Source organism: Modestobacter caceresii (assembly GCF_000761485.1).
Lineage (GTDB): Bacteria > Actinomycetota > Actinomycetes > Mycobacteriales > Geodermatophilaceae > Modestobacter > Modestobacter caceresii.
Genome location: NZ_JPMX01000077.1, coordinates 163,483 through 183,565, shown reverse-complemented (window position 1 = coordinate 183,565; position 20,083 = coordinate 163,483). Strand labels below are relative to the sequence as shown.

Here is a 20,083-nt window from a genome sequence, read left to right as displayed (position 1 = left end):
GACACGCTGCCAGCCTGCCGCCCCCAACCGCCAGCGGTTAGGAGACACGCCCTAGCCCTGCGCTGCCGTCTCCTGCTGCCGGCGCCACCGGATCCCGGCCTCGATGAAGGCGTCGATCTCCCCGTCGAGCACGTTGCTCGGGTTGCCGGTCTCGACCTCGGTCCGCAGGTCCTTGACCATCTGGTACGGGTGCAGGACGTAGGAGCGCATCTGGTTGCCCCAGCTGCTGCCCTCGCCCTTGAGCGCGTCCATCTGGGCCCGCTCCTCCTGCTTGCGGACCACCAGCAGCCGGGCCTGCAGCACCCGCAGGGCAGCGGCCCGGTTCTGGATCTGGGACTTCTCGTTCTGGCAGGAGACGACGATGCCGGTCGGGATGTGGGTCATCCGGACGGCGGAGTCGGTGGTGTTCACGCTCTGCCCACCCGGGCCGGAGGAGCGGAAGACGTCGACCCGGATCTCGCTCTCCGGGATGTCGACGTGGTCGGTCTGCTCGACGACCGGCAGCACCTCGACGCCGGCGAAGGAGGTCTGCCGGCGGCCCTGGTTGTCGAACGGCGAGATCCGCACCAGCCGGTGGGTGCCCTGCTCGACGGAGAGGGTGCCGTAGGCGTAGGGCTGCTTGACGGCGAAGGTGGCCGACTTGATCCCGGCCTCCTCCGCGTAGGAGACGTCGTAGACCTCGGTGGGGTACCTGTGCCGCTCGGCCCAGCGCAGGTACATCCGCATCAGCATCTCGGCGAAGTCGGCGGCGTCCACTCCCCCGGCCTCCGAGCGGATGGTGACCAGCGCCTCGCGCTCGTCGTACTCCCCGGAGAGCAGCGTGCGCACCTCGAGCTCGTCGAGCACGGTGCGGATGCTCGCCAGCTCCCGCTCGGTCTCGGCGGTGGTGGCCTCGTCGCCCTCCTCGGCCGCCATCTCGTGCAGCAGCCCGACGTCGTCGAGCCGGCTGCGCAGCTCCTCCACCCGGCGCAGGTCGCCCTGCAGGTAGGACAGTCGCGAGGTCACCGCCTGGGCGGCCTCGACGTCGTTCCAGAGGTCGGGTGCGGAGGCCTTCTGTTCGAGCTCGGCCACCTCCCGACGCAGGTCATCGACCCGCATCACGGCCTCGATGGACTTCAAGGTCGTGTCGAGTTCGTCCAGGACGACGGAGAAGTCAGCGGCCACGTCGATCCAGGGTAGTGCGCCGCGCCACCGGGTACCTCCGGCGGCATGAGCACGTCACCGCCGGACGACCGGCGCACCCCCGACGACCTCACCGAGTACGAACGCGACCAGTTCCCGCACGGGATCCCCGAGTCACAACCCAGGTACCCGGAAGGCGGCGCCGACACAGCCCGCAGTGCGCTGACCCTGCGGCTGGTGCTGGCGACCTTCGGCCTGGTGATCTGCGCGGTGTTCGCGGTGCTGACGTTCCTCGCCGAGGTCCCGCTGGTCTTCCCGATCGCGCTGGCCGTGCTGGCGGTCATCGCGCTGGTCGACCTGATGGTCGTGGCCCGCCGCAAACTCCGCGGCGAACCGGGCTGAGCCCGGTCGCCCGCACCGGCCGCCGGGCGGGTCAGGCGGTCTGCAGGCGCGTCCGCCGGGCGCGCCGGGCAGCGCGTCGGATGGCCAGCCAGTCGGCCACCTCGGCGGCCGGCATGGGCCGGGCGATGTGGAAGCCCTGCGCGTGGGTACAGCCCAGCTCGGTGACGAGCTCCAGCTGACCGGCGGTCTCCACCCCCTCGGCGAGGCTGCGCATGCCGCAGGCGGCGGCCAGCCCGACCACGGCGGCGATCGCCGCCGCGGACTCGCTGCGCCGCACCTCGATGCCGGCGATCAGGCTGCGGTCCAGCTTGAGGACGCCGGCCGGGATGGACACCAGCTGGCTCAGCGAGGAGAAGCCGCTGCCGAAGTCGTCGATGGACACCTCGACCCCGGTGACGCGGAGCTGGGCGAACTGGGCCGCGGCCCGGAGCGGGTCCTCCGCGACGCTGGTCTCGGTGAGCTCCAGCACCAGGCGCTCGGGGGCGAGCCCGGCGGCCTCCAGCGCGTCGTGGACGTCGGCGACGAGGGTGCCGGTGGCGAAGTGCGCGGCGCTGATGTTGACCCCGGTGACCAGCGAGAGGCCGGCCCGCTCCCACGCCGCGGCCTGCCGGGTCGCCTCGCCGAGCACCCACCGGGTGAGCTGGACGACGACCCCGGTCTGCTCGGCCAGCGGGATGAAGTCACACGGCATCAGCAGGCCCCGCTCGGGGTGCTGCCAGCGGACCAGCGCCTCCACCCCGGACACCTCGCCGCTGGGCAGGTGCAGCACCGGCTGGTAGTGCAGCACCAGCTGGCCGGCCTCGATCGCCTCCCGCAGCTCGGCGGCGACGAGCACCTTCCGCTCGACGGCACTGCGCAGGTCGGGGCTGAACACCCGCACCCGGTTGCGGCCGGCCGCCTTCGCCGCGTACATCGCCAGGTCGGCGTCCCGGACCAGGTCGGTGGAGCGCAGGTCCGGGTCGTCGCCGGGCGCGGTGGCCACGCCGATGCTCACGGTCAGCCGGGTGACCCGCTCGCCGAGGTCGAAGGGCTCGTCGAAGGTGCTCTGGAACCGCTCGGCCAGCGCGAGGGCGCCGTCGACGTCGCAGTCGCGGCACAGCACGACGAACTCGTCGCCGCCGAGGCGGCCGACGGTGTCCTGCGTCCGGGTGCGACTGGTCAGCCGGGTGGCCAGCTCACGCAGCAGGTGGTCGCCGATCTCGTGACCGAGCGTGTCGTTGACGTCCTTGAAGCCGTCGACGTCCAGGAACAGCACGGTGACCGGGCCACGGTCGACGCGGCGCAGCTCGGCGGAGATCAGGTCGTGCAGGTGCGCCCGGTTGGGCAGGTCGGTGAGGTGGTCGTGCCGGGCCTGCCAGGACGAGGCCCGCTCCGCCTCCACCCGCGAGGTCACGTCGGTGTGGGTGACCACCACCCGCCCGGAACGGTCGGCGCGGGAGGCCTGCAGGTGGTACCAGCGCACCCCGGTCACCGTGGCCAGCGCGTAGTCGGCCGACACCGCGGTCCGGCGCCCCGCCGACAGCTCGCGCAGCTGGTCGATGCGCGCCCGGTTCGTCGCGTCGTCGGACAGGCTCAGCATCACCGCGAAGTAGTTGCCCCCCACGCCGACCCGAAGCCGGTCGTCGTCGAGCAGGTCGCCGGCGGCCTGCCACGCGGAGTTGACCAGCAGCATCGTGCCGTCGGCGTCGATCAGCACCGTCGGCGACGGCAGCGCGTCCAGCACGCCGGCCACCAGCCCGGCGTGTGCCTGCTCGCCGCCGTCCCGGTGACGGACGTCCATCGGCAGCTGCGCTCCGCTCCTCGCTCGCGGCACGTCCACCTCCTCCTCCGGTCCGTCCCAGGGCCCGTCCGGGCATCTCCCGGGCCTCCCCTGTCTCCCTGAGACCATCGGCAACAGTGGCCACAGCTGGACACCCGCCACGTCGGTCGCCCCGGAAAGAGTGAACACCGGCAGCTCAGGGCGGCGTGTCCCGGCCGCCCGATCACCGGGGGTGCCCATGCCGGGGCGGGTGTAGACCGGCAGGGGCCTCGGGTACGGCGACGCCATGAGCGACTCAACGACGATCGAGCTCGGTGGCGAGGAGTACCTGGTGCGGCGTGAGGGCGACGCCCTCACGCTGGGACGCCAGGTCGGCGGGGAGACGACGTGGCTCGACGACCTCGACGTGCGCCAGCTCCCCGGCCCGGCCCAGGAGGCCCTCGACCGCGGCGATCACGACGACCAGACGCTGCAGACCGCGCTGCTCGGCGTCGTCCAGGCCGAGGTCAACCGCGGCGGCTGATCTGCGGTTCTCTTGCGGATCCCTCCAGCCGGGCGTGCGGAACCCGCCGTTGGCTCGGGCACATGGACATCGAGACCGCCTACGCCCTGCTCGCCGAGCTCGAACTGCGCGAGGTCGAGGACCTGGGCAGCGACTGGTTCGACGCGGACCTGCAGGAACAGCTGCCGCTGGCCTGATCACGCTGTGCTGCTGACCGGATCCGGGCTGCGATCTCCGCGGTGGAGGGGGACGCTGGTGTCCTGAGGGCCGCCGTCGTCCCCCGGGCCAGGAGGTCGATCCGCATGTCCGTCCAGTACCGCTGTGACCGCTGTGCCGAGGTGGCTGACGCCCCCGCCGCCGTCGGCTGGGTGCAGGTGCGACCGCTCGGCGCGCACCCGCTGCTGCCGGAGGAGCCCACCCACCTGTGCCGGCTGTGCTGGGCCCGCACCACGGCCGGCGAGCCGGTGCGCGTGGGCACGGCTGGTGAGGAGATGCCGCAGGTCAGCGAGCACGCCCAGAACCGCGACACCCTGCAGTGACGCTGCCCGGTTGAGGCCGGGAGTCCCTCGATCAGGGACCTCCGACCCCGGGTCCTGCGCTCCTGAGCTCCCTGGCGTCCGGATCGGGCGCTGACCACGGCGTCCAGGCCACCGGCCGGTCCGGCCGACGTCTCCGGGAGTCCCCATGAGCGTGTCCGTCGAGCAGCGCCGCACCCGTCCCGCCGCCGAGCAGTCCACCCCCACCCAGGCACCGGCGGAGGAGGGCTTCCCGAGCTGAGTCGGCACGGCCGGTTCACCCCTGGGTGGCGAGCGCGTCGGCCGGCGCGACCCGCAGCGCGGCCCGGGTCGGCACCTCGATGGCCAGGAACGCGATGCCGGTGACGACGACCGCCGTCACTGGCAGCAGCCAGCCGGGCCCCGACGGCCAGGGGCGGTCGAGGAAGCCCAGGCCGAGCAGCGCCAGGGGCACCACGGAGACCAGCACCCCGGCCGCGACGGCTGCGCCGGAGACCAGCGCCGCCTCGCGCCGCATCATCGCGCGCACCTGACGCGGCGTCGTTCCGGTCAGCCGCAGGGCGGCGATCTCCCCGCGCCGCTGGGCGGTCGCCGCGACGAGTGCGTTGGCGATGCCCAGCAGGAGGTAGCCCAGCAGCACGCCGATGACCGCCAGGTTGATCCACACCTCCGGCGGCGCGGCCGGCCGGTCGCCGGCGACCCCGCCGTCGGACACCGTCACGCCGGGCCGGTCGGTCAGGGCCGCGAGCGCCCGGTCGGTCGCCGGGTCGCCGTCGGTGCGCACCAGCAGGCTGTCGGCCAGCCCGCCGGTGGTGTGCCCCGCGGCCAGGTCGGCGGAGAGGACGACGGAGCCGAAGCCCAGCTCCCGGTCGTAGACGGCGACCACCCGGGCCTCGACCTCCGCGCCGTCCCCGAGGGTGAGCTGCACCCGGTCGCCGATCCCGACGTCCCGGGCGGCGGCCGCGTCGCTGCCGACGGCCACCGTGGCGCCGGTCAGCTCGGCCAGGTCGCCGTCCCGCACGTCGAGGTCGAGCACGCCGGCCCCGGCCGGGGGCAGCACCAGCGCCGGCCCGGCGGACAGATCCTCCTCGCCCAGCAGGCGCATCGGCCAGAGCACGGTCGTGGTGCTGACCGGCGCGGCCGCCTCCACCCCTGGGACGGCCTGCACCGCGCCGAGGAGCCCGGCGGGGATGCCGCCCAGGTCGGGGGCGGTGACCGTCGCATCGGCGACGGTGCCCGCCCGGGTCTCCTCCGCCGTCGCGTCGATCACGGTGGTCTGGGCGAACGTGTAGGTGAGCGCGACGACGACCGCCATCGCCAGCGTGGTGACCGCACCCGCCGAGCGCAGCGCGTAGCCGTGCAGGTTGGCCACCGCCAGCCAGGCGGGCGCGGAGGTGCCGGCCGGCAGCCGGCGGGCGAGCCGGCCGGTGACCCGACGGAGCAGGAGCGGGCCGGCCAGCGCGAGGCCGATGGCGGCGACGATGCCGGCCAGCGAGGTGGACGCCGCCCCGATCGGCGACTGCACCAGCAGCGGCGGCACCGAGAGCGGCACGGCGGCGGCGATGAGCAGCAGCCCGGCACGGTGCCGGCCGGGCGACGGGGTGCGCGGGCCGGTCCGGGAGTCGGCGAGCAGCTGGGTCACCGGTTCGCGGCTGGTGCGCCAGGCGGCGCAGCGGGCGGCGACCTGGACGACGAGGAGCAGCAGCGCGGCGGCGGCCAGCGCCGGCAGTGGGCCGACCGCCAGCGGCAGCGCGTCGGGGAGCACCCCGACGTGCACCAGCAGCCGACGGAACTGCCCGGCCAGCAGGTAGCCGAGGGCGATGCCCGGGACGAGCGCGACCGCCGCGACGACGGCAGCCTGCCCGGCGACCAGCCGGCGCAGCTGCCGCGGGGTGGTGCCGACGGCGCGGAGCAGAGCCAGCTCGCGGCGCTGACCGCCGATCGACACGGCCAGCGCCCCGGCGACGACGAACCCGACGATCAGCAGCGGCACGCCCATCAGGGAGGACGCGAGCACGACCAGCAGCGACCGGGCCGCGGCCGCCTCGGGGAGGGCGACGTCGCCGCGGGCGTCGCCGGTGCTGACGATCGTGCCGGCGGGCAGCAGCGGCCGGACGGCGTCGGCGACCGCCTCGACGTCCCCGGTCACCTGGACGCCGATGAGGTCGACGGTGTCGGTCTGCCCGGCCAACTGCGCCGCCCGGTCGTCGGCGACGAGCACGCCCGCGCCGACCGGGACAACCGCGGTGAGCCGGGCGTCGACGGCACGGCCGGCCAGCACGACCCGCACGGTGTCGCCGGGGGCCACGCCGGCCGTGGCGGCGATCGCCGAGTCGAGGGCGACCTCCTGCGGGCCGGTCGGCGGGGTGCCGGTGACCTCGGGGTCGTCGAGCAGGCCGAGGGCGGACCAACCGTGCCCGGCGGTCGTCGGGTCGGCGGTCGCGACGACGTCCCCGTCGGCGCCGACGACGGCGGCCGGGAAGCCGACGTCGGCGACGGCGGCCGCCACCCCGGGCAGCTGCCCCAGCTCGTCGGCCAGCGCGACGGGCACGCTCCCCCGCTCGGGCAGGGCGACGGCGAGGTCGGCGCTGGGCTGCACCGTCTGGTCGGCGGAGACGACCACCTCCGCGCCGGCCAGCCGCTCGACGGGCAGGTGCGAGCGCAGGCCGGACTCGGCGAGCACGCCGGTGCCGGTGACGATGGCCGCCCCGCCGAGCACCGCGACGAGGACGGCGAGGGAGGCGGTGAGCCGGGTGCGGGCCAGCCGCAGGGCCAGTGCGAGCACGGCTCAGCCCTCGCGCAGGGCGACGAGGCGCCCGGCCAGGTCGGCGGCGGCCGGGCGCTCGAGGGTGTCGACGACCCTGCCGTCGGCCATCACCAGCGCGCGGTCGGCGCGGGCCGCGGCGGCCGGGTCATGCGTGACCAGCACGACGGTCTGGCCCAGGTCGTCGACCAGGGCCCGGAGCAGGCCCAGCACCTCGGCGGCGCTGTGCAGGTCCAGGGCGCCGGTGGGCTCGTCGGCGAAGACGACGGCGGGCCCGGCGACCAGGGCACGGGCGATCGCGGCCCGCTGCTGCTGGCCGCCGGAGAGCTCGGTCGGCCGGTGGTCCAGCCGGTCGCCCAGGCCCACCCGGTCGACGAGGTACTGCACCCACTCCCGGTCCAGCGGCTTCCCGGCCAGCCGCAACGGCAGGGTGATGTTCTCCCCCACGGTGAGCGCGGGCAGCAGGTTGTAGGCCTGGAAGACGAAGCCGATCCGGTCGCGGCGCAGCTCGGTGCGGCGGGTCTCGTCCAGCCCGCCGATGCCGGCGCCGTCGAGGAGGACCTCGCCGCTGGTCGGGGTGTCCAGCCCGGCGGCGACCTGCAGCAGGGTGCTCTTGCCCGAGCCGGAGGGACCCATGACGGCGAGGAAGCTGCCGCGGGGCACCTCGACCGTGACGTCGTCCAGGGCGCGGACGCCGTTGGGGTGGGTCTTGGTCACGTGGGTGAGCGCGACGGCGGCGGTGGCCGTCGGCGCGAGGGTGGTGCTCATCGGTTGCGCACGTGCAGGCTGATCAGCGTGATGGCGCTGACGGCGGTCAGCAGGCCGAAGCCGATGCTGACCGCGAGCGGGACGGCGCTGAACGAGGTGACGCTGTTGCCGGCGATGCTCAGCACCAGGACGACCCACAGCAGCGTGCGCAGCGGCCGGTCCGGGGTGCTGCGGGCCGGCTCGGGGGCGGGACGGAGGTCGACGGGCTGTGCGGTGGGCTCCAGGCGGTACGGGTCGGGCACGGGGGGCTCCTCGGTCGGGTTGGTGTCCCTCCCGATGCTGGTCGGGGCGCGCCCCGTCTCCGATCCCCTGACCTGGCCTCTTGCGGTGCAGCAGGCTGTACCCGGGGCCGCCTCGGCACGTGTGTGACGAGCCATCGCAGGATCAACGTCCCATCGCAGTCAGATCGTCATGTTCGTCCGGCAGGCTGCTGCCCATGACGGCGACCATCTCCTCGATCGGCACCGACCGCACCGCCACCCACGTGGCCTCCACGGCGCACGACCCCCGCAGCAGCGACCAGGTCACCCATGCCGTCGCCCGCCCGGTCGTCGACGGTCTGGACCAGTCGGTCTGCGGCGTCCTGGTCTCCGCCGTCGCCACCCAGGACTGGCTCACCTTCCCGGGCACCGACCGCTGCCCGGAGTGCACCCGCATCGCCGGCTGACCTCGTTCCGCTGCACGCCCGTTGTGCGCTGACCGTCGGTTCCCCGGTCCGGAACCGGCGACGAGCGCACACCGGCGGCCGGGTCAGCCGGGTGCGGCGACCTCGTGCAGTCGGCCTCCCGCCAGGTGCAGCCAGCGGGTGATGCCGAGCTCGGCGAGGAACCGCTCGTCGTGGCTCACCACCACGAACGCACCCCGGTAGGCCCGCAGCGCGCCGACCAGCTGGGCGACGCTGACCAGGTCGAGGTTGTTCGTCGGCTCGTCGAGCAGCAGCAGCTGCGGTGCCGGCTCGGCGTGCAGCACGCAGGCCAGCGTCGCCCGCAGGCGTTCGCCGCCGGACAACGCCCGCACCGGCAGGTGCGCGCGGCAGCCGCGGAACAGGTAGCGGGCCAGCAGGTTCATCCGCTCCGCCGTCGGCATCGCGGGTGCCGCGTCGGCCAGCGCCTCGGCCAGGGTGCGGTCGAGGTCGAGCAGGTCCAGCCGTTGGGAGAGGTGGGCGACCCGGCCGTCGGCCCGCCGGATCTCCCCCACGTCGGGGTGCAGGTCGCCGGTCATCAGCCGCAGCAGCGACGACTTCCCGGCGCCGTTCGCGCCGGTCAGTGCGATCCGCTCCGGCCCGCGGACGGTGAGGTCGACACCGCCCTCGGCGAACAGTGCCCGCTCCCCCAGCCGCAGCTGCAGGCCCTCGCCGGCGAACACGGTGCGCCCGGCCGGCACCGCGGTGCCGGGCAGCTCGAGCACGATCGCCTGGTCGTCCCACAGCGCGCGCTCGGCCTCCTCCAGCCGGGTGCGGGCACCGTCGAGCCGGGCGGCGTGCACGTCGTCGGCCTTGCCCGCCGACTCCTGGGCGGTCCGCTTCATCTTGCCGATGAGGATCTTCGGCAGCCCGGCGTCCTTCACGGTGCGGGCGGCCTTGCCCGACTTCTTCTGCGCCCGCTCCCGGGCCAGCTGCCGCTCCCGCTTCTCCCGCTTGACCTGCTGCTCGGCGGTGCGGACGTCGCGCTCCACCGCCTCCTGCTCGGCCCGGACGGCGGCCTCCCAGTCGGTGAAGCCCCCGCCGTAGGTGCGCAGCTCGCCGCGGTCGAGCTCGGCGATGCGGTCCATCCGGTCGAGCAGCGCCCGGTCGTGGCTGACCACCAACAGGCAGCCGGCGAAGTCGTCGAGCGCGGCGTGGAGGGTGCGGCGCGCGTCGCCGTCCAGGTTGTTGGTCGGCTCGTCGAGCAGCAGGACGTCGGGGCGCGTGAGCAGCTGCGCGGCCAAGCCGAGCGTGACGACCTGCCCGCCGCTGAGGGTGTCGAGCCGGCGGTCGAGCGTGACGTCGCCCAGGCCGAGCCGGTCGAGCTGGACGCGGGTGCGCTCCTCGACGTCCCAGTCGGTGCCGATGGTGGCGAAGTGCTCGTCGGCCGCGTCGCCGGACTCGATCGCCTTGAGGGCTTCCAGCACGCCGTCCACCTCGAGGGCCTCGGCGACGGTGAGGTCGCCGGCCAGCGGCAGTGTCTGCGGCAGGTGGCCGAGCAGACCCTCCACGGTGACCGTGCCGGCGCTCGGGCGGAGCTCACCGGCGATGAGCCTGAGCAGGGTGCTCTTGCCCGCGCCGTTGGGTGCGATCAGGCCGGTGCGGCCGGCACCGACGGTGAAGGAGAGATCGGCGAAGACGGAGGTGCCGTCGGGCCAGGTGAAGGACAGGGCGGAGCAGACGACGGAGGCATCGGGCATGGCAGGACCTCTGCGGGGACGCGGGCGCCCGTGGCAGCCCGGCGGTGGACGAGGACGACGGAGGCTCCGGCGGCTGCTCGCCTGCCGGGCACATCCCGGGGTTCACCCGGAGATGTCGCCGCTGCCACCCATGTCGCTGCTCCCTGGTCGCCTGTCCGGTCGCGCCGGACCGTACGCGCGGGGCTGGTCGGCGCGCGACCGATTTCCTGACGGCCGGCGTTGTGCGCTGGTCGTCGGTTCGCCGACCGCGGACCGACGACGAGCGCACATCGGGGAGCTGACTGGGCGCTGCGCCCAGGTGCTCCCGGGGCGGTCGCATTGTTCCGCCGGGCAGCTGTCCGACTTCTGCTTTGTGTCTGACACAAGTGCCGCTACGTTGTGACGCACAGCACACCTCGGTGCGGGGCTCCCGTCTCCAGACAGCGGGTGGCCGCCCGGCGATGTCGTCTGCCCACGTCACGCTCAGAGGGGGACCCATGAAGGTGCCGATCGGTCTGCGGGCCGTGCTCGTAGCCGTCCTGTCCACACTGCTGTTCGTCGGCCTCGCCGGCTCAGCGAGCGCCGCCCCGCCCACGAAGGCCCCGGCAGCCGCCGAGTGCGCCGATCGGGGCGTGCCGCTCAGCAAGATCTCGATCCAGCTCTACACGTTCGCCGACTACATCGGCGACGACGCCGGATCGCAGGCGCGCCACGAGGAGGTCCTGCGCCGGCTGGCCGAGATGGGCTACCGGAACGTCGAGCCGTACACACTGAGCGGCTGGACCGCCGAGGAGTACGCGGCCCTGCTGGACGAGTACGGCCTCAAGGCGTCAGCCCGGCACGTCGACGTGGGCTCCCCCGCCAACCCCACGGACATCGAGCAGATCATCGCGGACAACCGCGTCCTCGGCATCAAGTACTTCGGCTCCGGCAGCACCGCGGGCGCCCCGTGGATCGGGGAGCTCGAGACCGAGGCCGACTGGATCGCCTACGCCGAGTACCTCGACGCCGTGGGTGAGCAGGCGCGCCAGGCCGGCCAGACCCTGTTCATCCACAACCACGACTTCGAGTTCTCCACCGTCTTCGGCGACCGCACCGCCTTCGACATCCTGATGCAGCACACCCAGAAGAAGAACGTGGTCTCCCAGCTCGACCTGTACTGGGTCGCCTTCGCCGGCCTCGACCCGGTCGACGTCATCGAGGAGTACGGCAAGCGGATCAAGCTGCTCCACGTCAAGGACCTCAACCCGGCCCTGGACAACCGCATCGAGATCGTCGGCCGCGGTTCCCTCGACTTCCCGGCGATCTTCGCGGCCGCCCAGCACGTCCGCTACTACGTCGTCGAGCACGACCCGCGCTTCGGCGACCCGACGTTCGACCCCTTCGAGGCCGCACAGGCCGGCCTCGACTACCTCACCTCCGTGACCTACTGAGGTAGCAGCACGGTCCGCAGGGGCGGTCCCGGTCAGCCGGGGCCGCCCCTCGCGCGTGTCCGCGGGGTTGTGCGCCGATCGTCGGTTCGCCGGGTCGGGACCGACGCTGGGCGCACAACGGCGGGTCGGTCAGCCGTCGACGTAGCGGTCGCGTTCGACGAGGAACTGGCCGGTGGCGGTGTTGGCGTCGATGAACTCCGGCAGCAGCGGGATCCGCACGGTCACCGTCACGCACACCGAGAACTCCTCTCCCGGCACCAGCGACGGCGCATAGCCACCCGCCGCCTCGCACCCGGCGCCGACCGGCGCATAGGCCAGGACGACGTCGGTCGCCTCCACCGACTGGTCGGCCACCGCGATCGCCACCGCCGCCTCCGCCCGCGCCTGCCCCGTCGACACGTCCGGCGCGGTCGCGATCGCCCGCCCCGCCTCCCGGGCCGCCGCGTTCGCCGCGAACACCCCGCGCTGGACGGCCGAGAACCCGGCCACGATGTAGACCAGCGGCAGGAACACCACCAGCGCGATGAACACGAACTCCACGATCGCCGACCCACGCTCGGGGCCGCTCAGTCGCTCACGAAGCCAGTTCACGGCGTCTCCGCCACCGAACGCCCGGTCGCCGACAGCGGCAGCAGGTCCCCCAGCGGGCCGAACAGGCTCGGCACCGCCCCGACGCACCGGACGACGACGAGCGTCAGCCCACTCTCGTCGACCTCCTGCACCGACTCGCACGCCAACCCGGCCGCCGTCCCCGTCGAGGTCGCCTGGCCGACGATCTCCAACGTCCGGGCCGCCCCGGCCTCGGCGGGCACGTCGGCGTTGGCCGCGTACCGGGCGCCCTGCTGCGCGCTGGCCACCACCACGTTGCGCAGGTGCACGTAGACCGCCACCTGCAACACCGCCAGCAGCAACGCCACGACCAGCACGCCGACCAGCACGAAGTCGACGACCGCGCTCCCCCGCTCGCCGTCGTCCGTCAGCCGCTCACTGCGCACTCGTCACGGACTCCAGCGCGTTCGACACCGCTTGCACGATCGCCGCGCGGAACGGCACGAGGATCGCCAGCACCAGCGCGGCGGTCATCACCGTGATCATCACCCAGCCCGGGACGTCGCCCCGCTCGGGATCGTCCTCCCGCAGCCGGGCCGCCAGCGCAGCCAGCGCGGTCAGAAGGAACGCGTAGGCACGCATCCGTGGTCCTCTCTGTCGGTCACCGGCGTCACTGCGCCAGCGAGACGATGCTGATCAGCCCCGGGTACAGGGCGAACAGGACGGTGACGGGCAGCACCAGGAACACGACCGGGACCATCATCGCGATCTCCTTGCGCCCGCCTGCTTCGAGCAGCCGGCGCTTGCCGGCCTCTCGGACGTCGGCGGCCTGGGCCCGCAGCACCTCGGCCAGTGGGGTGCCGCGCTCGATGGCCACGATCAGGCCGTCGACGAACCGGGCCAGTGGGTCGAGCGAGGTGCGGTCGGCCAGCTGCTGCAGCGCATCGACCAGCGGCACCCCGGCGCGGGCCCGGGCGAGGGTCGCGCCCAGCTCCCGGGCCAGCTCGCCGCCGGAGAGCCGGGTGACCCGGGCGATCGCCGCGGTCGGGCTCTCCCCCGCGGTCACGGCGAGCGCCAGCAGCTCGGCGACCACCGGGAACTCCGCCAGCAGCAGCTCCTCACGCCGCTGCACCTGCTGGGTCAGCCACCAGTCCCGGCCCAGCACCCCGCCGACCAGCCCGGCCACGCACAACAGCACGACCGACAGCAGGTTCACCGCCCCGGCCAGCGCCGACCCCAGCACGGCCAGGACGGCGGCACCGAGCAGCCCGACCCCGCCCCACACCACCTGCTCGATCCGGAAGTCCTCGACGGTCGCGTCGGCGTTCAGCGCGTCGAGCCGCCGCCGAACCGCCACCCGGCCACCGAGCAGCCGGTCGACGTGGCGCCCGCCGTCGGCCAGCACCGGCCCGAACACCCGCCGGGCGGCGCTGAGCACCCCCGGCTGGGTGGCGGTGCCCAGCAGCCGGGACGGCGCCGGACTGTCGTGCACATAGGGCGCCAGCCGGTCGACCAGCCGCACCTGCCGGAACGGCGGCGCGAAGCTCACCGCGAGCAGCACGCCGGTGGCCGCGACCAGCCCCAGCAGCATGCCGGTCAGCCCGGCACTCACGACGACACCGCGCCGCTCCGCGGCCCGTTCGCTCCGCTCCTCGCTCGCTGGCGCTCGCTGCGATGCTCACTCACTGCAGCACCCGCACGTCCTCGGGCAACCGCCCGATCTTCAGCATCAGCTGGTAGGCCAGCAGGCACACCCCGCCGCCGATCAGCAGCAGCGCCGTCCCGACCGGGCTGTCGTAGGCGGTCAGCGTCTGCTGCTGCGTGGCGAGCAGGAGCAGCACCACCCACGGCGCAGCCACGGCCAGCCGGGCGGCCTGGATGACCCACCCCTGCCGGGTCTCCAGCTCGGCGCGGGCCCGGGCGTCCTCGCGGAGGAACGCGGCCAGGGTGCGCAGCACTCGGCCCAGGTCGCTGCCGCCCACCTCGCGCGCCACCCGCAGCGTCTCCACGATCCGGTCGCCCACCGGGTCGGCCAGGTCGTCCTTCAGCCGGTCGAGGGCGTCGCTGAACCGGCCGCTGGAGCGGTGGTCGGCGGCGAACCGGGCAAAGGAGCCTCGCAGCACCTCAGGCCCACGGACGGCGAGCGCCGACAGCGCCTCGGGCAGCGAGAGCCCGGCCCGCACCGCCGAGGCCAGGTTGTCCACGACCTCCGGCCACACCTCGCGCAGGTCGGCCCGGCGCTTGGCGGCCAGCCGACGCACCAGCAGGTGCGGCACCGCCGAGCCGAAGACGCCGAACGCCAGGCTGATCGTCACCGTCTGCGTCGTCAGCAGGACCAGCAGGAGACAAGCGATGCCCAGGGCGACTTGGAGCGCGAGCAGCTGGGCGGAGTTGATCCCGGTGAGCCCGGCGGCGGCGAGCAGCTGCTGGCGCCGTCCCGGCCGGGACGTGCCCGCGCGCCGGACCGGCGCCCGGGCGCCGCTGCGCCAGATCAGCAGCAGGCCGACGCCGAGCGCCAGCCCGAGCAGGCCACCGGGCACGCTCACGCGGTCCGCCGTTCGGCCGGGTCGCCCAGCAGCGCAGCCAGGTCGAAGCCGTGGGCGGCGTAGCGGTCGGCGTGCGGCGGGTAGCCGTCGGCGCGCACCAGCCGGCCGTCGCGGGTGGTGAAGACGTCGGCGGTCTCGACGACGCTGCCCTCGGTCCGGCCGGGCAGCGCCACGACCTCGCGCAGCCGCCGTGCACCGCTGGGCTCGGTTCCCACGTGCACGACGAGGTCGACGCTGGAGGCCACGGTCGGGACGACGAAGGCGTGCCCGATGTTCTCCCCGGCCAGCAGCGGCAGGGTGCACATCTTGACCACGGCCTCGCGGGCACTGTTGGCGTGCAGGGTGCACATGCCGGGCAGTCCGCTGTTCAACGCGATCAACAGGTCCAGGCACTCCTCCTGGCGCACCTCGCCGACGACCAGCCGGGAGGGCCGCATCCGCAGCGCCTCCTTCACCAGCCGGCGCAACGGGATCTCACCCGCGCCCTCGAGGTTGGCCTGCCGGGTCTGCATCGCCACGACGTCGGGCAACGGCACCCGCAGCTCGAAGACCTCTTCACAGGTGACCACCCGCTCGCGGGCCGGGACCGCGGCGCACAGGCAGTTGAGCATCGTGGTCTTGCCGGCCTGGGTTCCGCCGGAGACCAGGATGTTCAGCCCCGCGGCGACCGAGGCCTCCAGGAACCGAGCCACCTGTGAGGTCAGGGTGCCCAGCGCGACCAGCTCGTCGAGCGAGTGCGCCTGGAGCACGAACTTCCGGATGTTCACCGCCATGTGCCGGCGGGTGACATCCGGGATCACGACGTGGAGCCGAGAGCCGTCGGGCAGCATCGCGTCGACGAACGGGGTGGACATGTCGATCCGCCGACCCGAGCTGCGCAGCATCCGCTCGACCAGGTCCGCCAGCTGCCCGGCGCCCAGGATCGTCGTCGTCAGCTCACTGCGCCCGCGGCGGGCGACGAACACCCGGCCCGGCTCGTTGACCCAGATCTCCTCGACCTCGGGGTCGTCCAGCCACCGCTGCAGCGGCCCGTAGCCGGCCACCCGGTCCAGCACGTCGCGGACGACGCCCTCCGGGTCACCGACCGGCGGCAACGTGGAGGACAGCGAGCGCTCGGAGTAGTCGGCGACCACGTCCCGCACCAGCATCCGCACCGGCCCGGGATCGCTGAACGGGTCGAGCCCCCGGCGCCGGATCAGCTCCCGGACCTCGCCGTCCACGAGATCGACGGCAGAGCTCGCCACCGGCACGACACCCCCGTTGAGCAGCCACTTGGTCGGTTGAGTGCGGTGACTGTAAGGGGATGGGACGGCTCCGCGGGACGCCCTGTGGACAAGGAGTGACCGCTCACCCGGCTGGTTCACCCGGTCAGGGGACACGACGACGGCGAGGTGCCTCTCGCGCGCACGGAGAGGTCCCGGCGCAGAACCGGACACGATCGGAGCGGGCTCGCGTCATAGTGGGACATGACCTGGGCAACCCGCGCTGCGGCCGCCGGACTCTCCGCCCTCGCCGGGGTCGCCGCCCGCGACCTCCTGCAGCGCGAGCACACCCTGCTGCGCAACTTCCCGGTGCTCGGCCGGGCCCGCTACCTGCTGGAGTCCATCGGCCCCGAGATGCGGCAGTACCTGGTGGCGGGCAACAACGAGGAGCGGCCGTTCACCCGCGACCAGCGGCGCTGGGTGTACGCGTCGGCGAAGAAGCAGAACAACTACTTCGGCTTCGGCACCGACAACGACCTCGAGTTCACCGCCGGCTACCCGGTCATCAACCACCGCACCTTCGGCCACGCCGTCCCGGCCACCACCGCGCAAGCCGGGCAGGAGACGCGGCTGCCCAGTGCCAAGGTGCTCGGCGCCGCCCGCGGGCGGGCACACGCGTTCCGGCCGCAGTCGGTCGTGAACATCTCCGCGATGAGCTTCGGCTCGCTGTCCGGCCAGGCGGTGGAGGCGCTCAACCGCGGCGCCGCGCTGGCCGGCTGCCTGCACAACAGCGGCGAGGGCGGGGTGTCCCCGCACCACCGGCACGGCGGTGAGCTGGTGTTCCAGCTGGGGACGGCGTACTTCGGCTGCCGCGACGAGCACGGCCGCTTCGACCTGGCCCGGCTCAAGGACCTGGTCGCCTCCGCCCCCGTCCGTGCCCTGGAGATCAAGCTCAGCCAGGGCGCCAAACCCGGTCTGGGTGGCGTGCTGCCCGCGGCCAAGGTCTCTGCCGAGATCGCCGCCACCCGCGGGGTCCCGGAGGGCGTCGACTGCATCAGCCCGTCCCGGCACGCCGAGTTCTCCGACACCGACAGCCTGCTCGACTGGGTCGAGCTGCTCGCCGCCGAGACAGGGCTGCCGGTCGGCATCAAGTCCGCCGTCGGCGACATGGGGTTCTGGCACGAGCTCACCGAGCTGATGGCGACCACCGACCGGGGCGTGGACTTCGTGACCATCGACGGCGGCGAGGGCGGCACCGGCGCCGCGCCGCTGATCTTCACCGACTCGGTCTCGCTGCCGTTCCAGCTGGGCTTCGCCCGGGTCTACTCCACCTTCGCCCGGGCCGGGCTGCACGAGCAGGTCACCTTCATCGGCGGCGGCAAGCTCGGCCTGCCCGACAACGCGACCATCGCCTTCGCCCTCGGCTGCGACCTGGTCAACGTCGCCCGCGAGGCAATGCTGGCGATCGGCTGCATCCAGGCGCAGAAGTGCCACACCGACACCTGCCCCACCGGCGTCGCCACCCAGAACGCCTGGCTCGCCCACGGCCTGGACCCCGCGCTGAAGTCGGTGCGGGCGGCCACCTACATCCAGACGCTCCGGCGCGACCTGCTCAAGGTCGCGGAGGCCTGCGGAGTGGAGCACCCCGGGCTCATCGACACCTCGGCGGTGGAGATCCTCACCGGCCGCACCGCCTCACGCCCACTCGCCGAGGTCTACGACTACGACCCGGCCTGGGGGCTGCCCTCGGCGGCCGACCGCGAGCAGATCGTGCAGCTGATGACCGGCGAGGCACCGCACGGCGGCAGCGCCCCGCCGTCACCTACCGCGGTCGACGGCGCCTTGCCCAACTGACACCCGAACAACGGTCGGCCATGTTGGTCCAGTGCCTGTAACGAGGAGCCCCCGGAGCGGGGAGACAGCTGCGGATGAGGTGATCAGGCGCGGGTGGCGCCGTGGGGGCCCTCCTGCTGCGGGGACGCCTCCCGGCGCACGGGGTCGTCCTGCCGCACGGGGTCGTCGTGGCGCACGACGTCCTGCTCCTCGGCCACGTCCCGCCGGTCGGCGTCCACCTGGTGGTGTGAGCCGTCAGACTGGGCCAGCCCCGGGGCGAGCTTCTCCGCCTTGGCCTTGAGCTCGGCGGCCATCGACCGCTCCTGCTGCGCGTGGACGGTGTGCTCGTGCGCCTCCCGCTCCGCCAGCGCGGTGCGCTCCTCGGCCTCGGCGCGCTCCCGCCGGGCCCGGGCGGCCTGCTCGTCGGCGAGCGCTTGCTCCTTGTCCGCGCGGGCGGCGAGCAGCTCCGCCTCCCGCAGGTGCTCGAGGGCCTGCTCGCGCTTGCGCTCCTTGCTCGCCCCGCCGCGCTTGGTGATCGCCAACGCGACGAGCGCCAGCACGATCAGCACGGCGATGACGATGACGATGATCAGCCAGGTGTCCACGGGTCCTCCTCGGATGGTGAGCCACAGATGCCCTGCGTTGATCATCGGGGAAACCCCGTGCCATCGCGGCGTGACCAGCACCGGAGCACCGGGCGTCGCGGACGTCCATCCACCGCAGGCGAGGTGGTTACAGCGACTGCACTGAGCCCATGGGCGAGCTGAGGGAGGTCAAGGCCGACCGGGGGGTTGTCGGCGGACCTCCGAGGCACCAGGGTGTGAGACCCGTCAGGGACCACCCTGCGTGACCGGTCCCGACTCGGATCTCCCCGAGGGAGGCACCGTGTCCGCCGACGTCATCGGACTCAGCCTGCTGGTGCTCGGCGTCCTGCTCCTGGTCGCCAAGCTCGTCCGGATCCGGTCGCGGATCGCGCAGAAGCTCTTCCTCCCCAGCTCGATCATCGGCGGCTTCCTGGCGCTCCTGATCGGCCCGGAGGTGGTCGGCTCGATCGCCGAGGCCATCGGCGGGCCGGACGCCCCGCTGACCGGCGGGCTGTGGCCGGAGGAGTTCCTCGACGTCTGGGCGTCGCTGCCCGGCCTGCTCATCTCGGTGGTGTTCGCGACGCTGTTCCTCGGCGAGCGCATCCCCAAGGTGAAGGAGGCCGCCGAGCTGGCCGGCCCGCAACTGGCGCTCGGCGTCACCATGGCGTCCGGCCAGTACGTGATCGGGCTGCTGCTCGCCGTCCTCCTGCTGGTGCCCTTCCTCGACCAGGACCCGATGGTCGGGGCGCTGATCGAGGTCGGCTTCGAGGGCGGGCACGGCACCGCAGCGGGGCTGGGCGACACCTTCGCCGAGCTCGGCTTCCCCGAGGGACAGGACCTGGCGCTCGGCCTGGCCACGGTGGGCGTCGTCGCCGGTGTCGTCGTGGGCATCGCGCTGATCAACTGGGGGGTGCACACCGGCCGCGCCGAGGTGCTGGAGAGCGATGCGAAGACCTCGCTGGCCGAGCAGCGCGGGCTCTACGAGCGGGAGGAGCAGAAGCCGGCCGCGATGCTGACGGTGCGCACCGCCTCGGTCGAGCCGCTGGCGATCCACTTCGCCGTCGTCGCCGTGGCGATCCTGCTCGGCCTCGCCCTCCTGGAGGCGCTGCAGGCGCTGGAGCGGCTGCTGTGGGCCGACACCGTCGAGCTCTTCGAGTACGTTCCGCTGTTCCCGCTGGCGATGATCGGCGGCGTCGCGGTGCAGAAGCTGGTCGACCGGTTCGACCGCACCGGCATCGTCGACCGGCAGATGATGCTGCGGATCCAGGGCATCGCGCTCGACCTGCTGATCATCAGCGCGCTGGCCACGCTGTCCATCCAGGCGATCGCGAACAACTGGGTGACGTTCCTGCTGCTCGCCATCGCCGGGCTCGCCTGGAACGTCGGGGTCTTCGTCTTCCTGGCCCGCCGGATGATCCCGCGGTTCTGGTTCGAACGCGGCATCGGTGACCTCGGGCAGTCCCTCGGCGTCACGGCCACCGGGCTGATCCTGATCCGGGTTGCCGACCCCAACGCCGCCACCCCGGCCATGGAGGCGTTCGGCTACAAACAGCTGGCCTTCGAGCCCTTCTTCGGCGGCGGCCTGGTCACCGCGGCGTCACTGCCGCTGATCGCCCAGTTCGGCGCGGTCCCGTTGCTCGTCTTCATGGCCGTGCTGCTCATCGTGTCGCTCGGGATCGGCATCTTCTACTTCGGCCGTCGCTCGCCGGCAGAGGAGGAGGCCCGGGTCGCGGACACCTGACC

General features: G+C 73.6%; 20 protein-coding genes. 7 read left to right on the top strand and 13 right to left on the bottom strand.

The annotated features are described in order from the left end of the window. Positions 1-51 precede the first annotated feature (51 nt). Positions 52-1,164 (bottom strand): peptide chain release factor 2, encoded by a 1,113-nt coding sequence (prfB, locus tag IN07_RS17125; protein WP_081975481.1) that lies wholly within the window; start codon positions 1,162-1,164, stop codon positions 52-54. A gap of 45 nt (positions 1,165-1,209) precedes the next feature. On the opposite strand from prfB, the gene IN07_RS17120 reads away from it, so the two are divergent. Further along, the gene (locus IN07_RS17120; RefSeq protein WP_197058519.1) at positions 1,210-1,524 is read left to right on the top strand and encodes a DUF6343 family protein; all 315 of its coding nucleotides are present in this window, start codon (positions 1,210-1,212) and stop codon (positions 1,522-1,524) included. 31 nt (positions 1,525-1,555) lie between these two features. On the opposite strand, the gene IN07_RS17115 is transcribed toward IN07_RS17120, so the two are convergent. Then, the gene (locus IN07_RS17115) at positions 1,556-3,337 is read right to left on the bottom strand and encodes a putative bifunctional diguanylate cyclase/phosphodiesterase (RefSeq protein WP_036337754.1); all 1,782 of its coding nucleotides are present in this window, start codon (positions 3,335-3,337) and stop codon (positions 1,556-1,558) included. 232 nt (positions 3,338-3,569) lie between these two features. Between IN07_RS17115 and IN07_RS17110 the strand changes: the two genes are divergently transcribed. Both IN07_RS17110 and IN07_RS17105 read left to right on the top strand, forming a co-directional pair. Further along, positions 3,570-3,806 carry a hypothetical protein gene (locus tag IN07_RS17110; protein WP_036337631.1) on the top strand — a complete coding sequence of 79 codons (237 nt, stop codon included), beginning with the start codon at positions 3,570-3,572 and terminating at the stop codon, positions 3,804-3,806. A gap of 281 nt (positions 3,807-4,087) precedes the next feature. Then, positions 4,088-4,324 carry a hypothetical protein gene (locus tag IN07_RS17105; RefSeq protein WP_036337628.1) on the top strand — a complete coding sequence of 79 codons (237 nt, stop codon included), beginning with the start codon at positions 4,088-4,090 and terminating at the stop codon, positions 4,322-4,324. 253 nt (positions 4,325-4,577) lie between these two features. Here IN07_RS17105 and IN07_RS17100 read toward each other — a convergent pair whose 3' ends face one another. From IN07_RS17100 to IN07_RS17090, 3 genes are read right to left on the bottom strand one after another with little or no spacing between them, the layout of a single operon-like run. Beyond that, on the bottom strand, positions 4,578-7,085 hold the full coding sequence (locus IN07_RS17100) for an FtsX-like permease family protein (RefSeq protein WP_036337625.1): 2,508 nt from the start codon (positions 7,083-7,085) through the stop codon (positions 4,578-4,580). 3 nt (positions 7,086-7,088) lie between these two features. Then, positions 7,089-7,832, bottom strand: a complete 744-nt coding sequence (locus IN07_RS17095) for an ABC transporter ATP-binding protein (protein WP_036337622.1) — start codon at positions 7,830-7,832, stop codon at positions 7,089-7,091. Further along, the gene (locus IN07_RS17090; RefSeq protein WP_036337619.1) at positions 7,829-8,074 is read right to left on the bottom strand and encodes a hypothetical protein; all 246 of its coding nucleotides are present in this window, start codon (positions 8,072-8,074) and stop codon (positions 7,829-7,831) included. The genes IN07_RS17095 and IN07_RS17090 overlap by 4 nt, the downstream gene beginning before the upstream one ends. A gap of 194 nt (positions 8,075-8,268) precedes the next feature. Here IN07_RS17090 and IN07_RS17085 point away from each other — a divergent pair, with 194 nt between their 5' ends. Then, positions 8,269-8,499 (top strand): hypothetical protein, encoded by a 231-nt coding sequence (locus tag IN07_RS17085; RefSeq protein ID WP_036337616.1) that lies wholly within the window; start codon positions 8,269-8,271, stop codon positions 8,497-8,499. Positions 8,500-8,582: 83 nt separating this feature from the next. Here IN07_RS17085 and IN07_RS17080 read toward each other — a convergent pair whose 3' ends face one another. Next, positions 8,583-10,214 carry an ABC-F family ATP-binding cassette domain-containing protein gene (locus IN07_RS17080; protein ID WP_036337613.1) on the bottom strand — a complete coding sequence of 544 codons (1,632 nt, stop codon included), beginning with the start codon at positions 10,212-10,214 and terminating at the stop codon, positions 8,583-8,585. 476 nt (positions 10,215-10,690) lie between these two features. Here IN07_RS17080 and IN07_RS17075 point away from each other — a divergent pair, with 476 nt between their 5' ends. Next, positions 10,691-11,626: a sugar phosphate isomerase/epimerase family protein gene (locus tag IN07_RS17075; protein WP_036337611.1), complete on the top strand. Its 936-nt coding sequence runs from the start codon at positions 10,691-10,693 to the stop codon at positions 11,624-11,626. A 129-nt stretch (positions 11,627-11,755) separates the two neighbouring features. On the opposite strand, the gene IN07_RS17070 is transcribed toward IN07_RS17075, so the two are convergent. The 6 genes from IN07_RS17070 to IN07_RS17045 all read right to left on the bottom strand — a co-directional run bounded on the left by IN07_RS17070 (position 11,756) and on the right by IN07_RS17045 (position 15,965). Beyond that, positions 11,756-12,217, bottom strand: a complete 462-nt coding sequence (locus tag IN07_RS17070; protein WP_036337608.1) for a hypothetical protein — start codon at positions 12,215-12,217, stop codon at positions 11,756-11,758. After that, positions 12,214-12,621: a TadE/TadG family type IV pilus assembly protein gene (locus tag IN07_RS17065; RefSeq protein WP_036337605.1), complete on the bottom strand. Its 408-nt coding sequence runs from the start codon at positions 12,619-12,621 to the stop codon at positions 12,214-12,216. Before IN07_RS17065 ends, IN07_RS17070 begins: the two co-directional genes overlap by 4 nt. Then, positions 12,611-12,817 (bottom strand): hypothetical protein, encoded by a 207-nt coding sequence (locus IN07_RS17060; RefSeq protein WP_036337602.1) that lies wholly within the window; start codon positions 12,815-12,817, stop codon positions 12,611-12,613. The genes IN07_RS17065 and IN07_RS17060 overlap by 11 nt, the downstream gene beginning before the upstream one ends. A 28-nt stretch (positions 12,818-12,845) precedes the next feature. Continuing rightward, positions 12,846-13,787: a type II secretion system F family protein gene (locus IN07_RS17055; protein ID WP_036337599.1), complete on the bottom strand. Its 942-nt coding sequence runs from the start codon at positions 13,785-13,787 to the stop codon at positions 12,846-12,848. A 70-nt stretch (positions 13,788-13,857) separates the two neighbouring features. Next, the gene (locus tag IN07_RS17050) at positions 13,858-14,721 is read right to left on the bottom strand and encodes a type II secretion system F family protein (RefSeq protein WP_197058518.1); all 864 of its coding nucleotides are present in this window, start codon (positions 14,719-14,721) and stop codon (positions 13,858-13,860) included. Beyond that, the gene (locus IN07_RS17045; protein ID WP_231558436.1) at positions 14,718-15,965 is read right to left on the bottom strand and encodes a CpaF family protein; all 1,248 of its coding nucleotides are present in this window, start codon (positions 15,963-15,965) and stop codon (positions 14,718-14,720) included. Before IN07_RS17045 ends, IN07_RS17050 begins: the two co-directional genes overlap by 4 nt. A 222-nt stretch (positions 15,966-16,187) precedes the next feature. Between IN07_RS17045 and IN07_RS17040 the strand changes: the two genes are divergently transcribed. Then, a complete protein-coding gene (locus IN07_RS17040; RefSeq protein ID WP_036337594.1) occupies positions 16,188-17,777 on the top strand; it encodes an FMN-binding glutamate synthase family protein in 1,590 nt (529 codons plus the stop codon). An 83-nt stretch (positions 17,778-17,860) separates the two neighbouring features. Here IN07_RS17040 and IN07_RS17035 read toward each other — a convergent pair whose 3' ends face one another. Further along, positions 17,861-18,361 carry a hypothetical protein gene (locus IN07_RS17035; protein WP_064972435.1) on the bottom strand — a complete coding sequence of 167 codons (501 nt, stop codon included), beginning with the start codon at positions 18,359-18,361 and terminating at the stop codon, positions 17,861-17,863. A 280-nt stretch (positions 18,362-18,641) separates the two neighbouring features. On the opposite strand from IN07_RS17035, the gene IN07_RS17030 reads away from it, so the two are divergent. Next, entirely contained in the window at positions 18,642-20,081 is a 1,440-nt protein-coding gene (locus IN07_RS17030) for a sodium/glutamate symporter (protein ID WP_036337746.1), read from the top strand. The last annotated feature ends 2 nt before the right edge of the window (positions 20,082-20,083 follow it).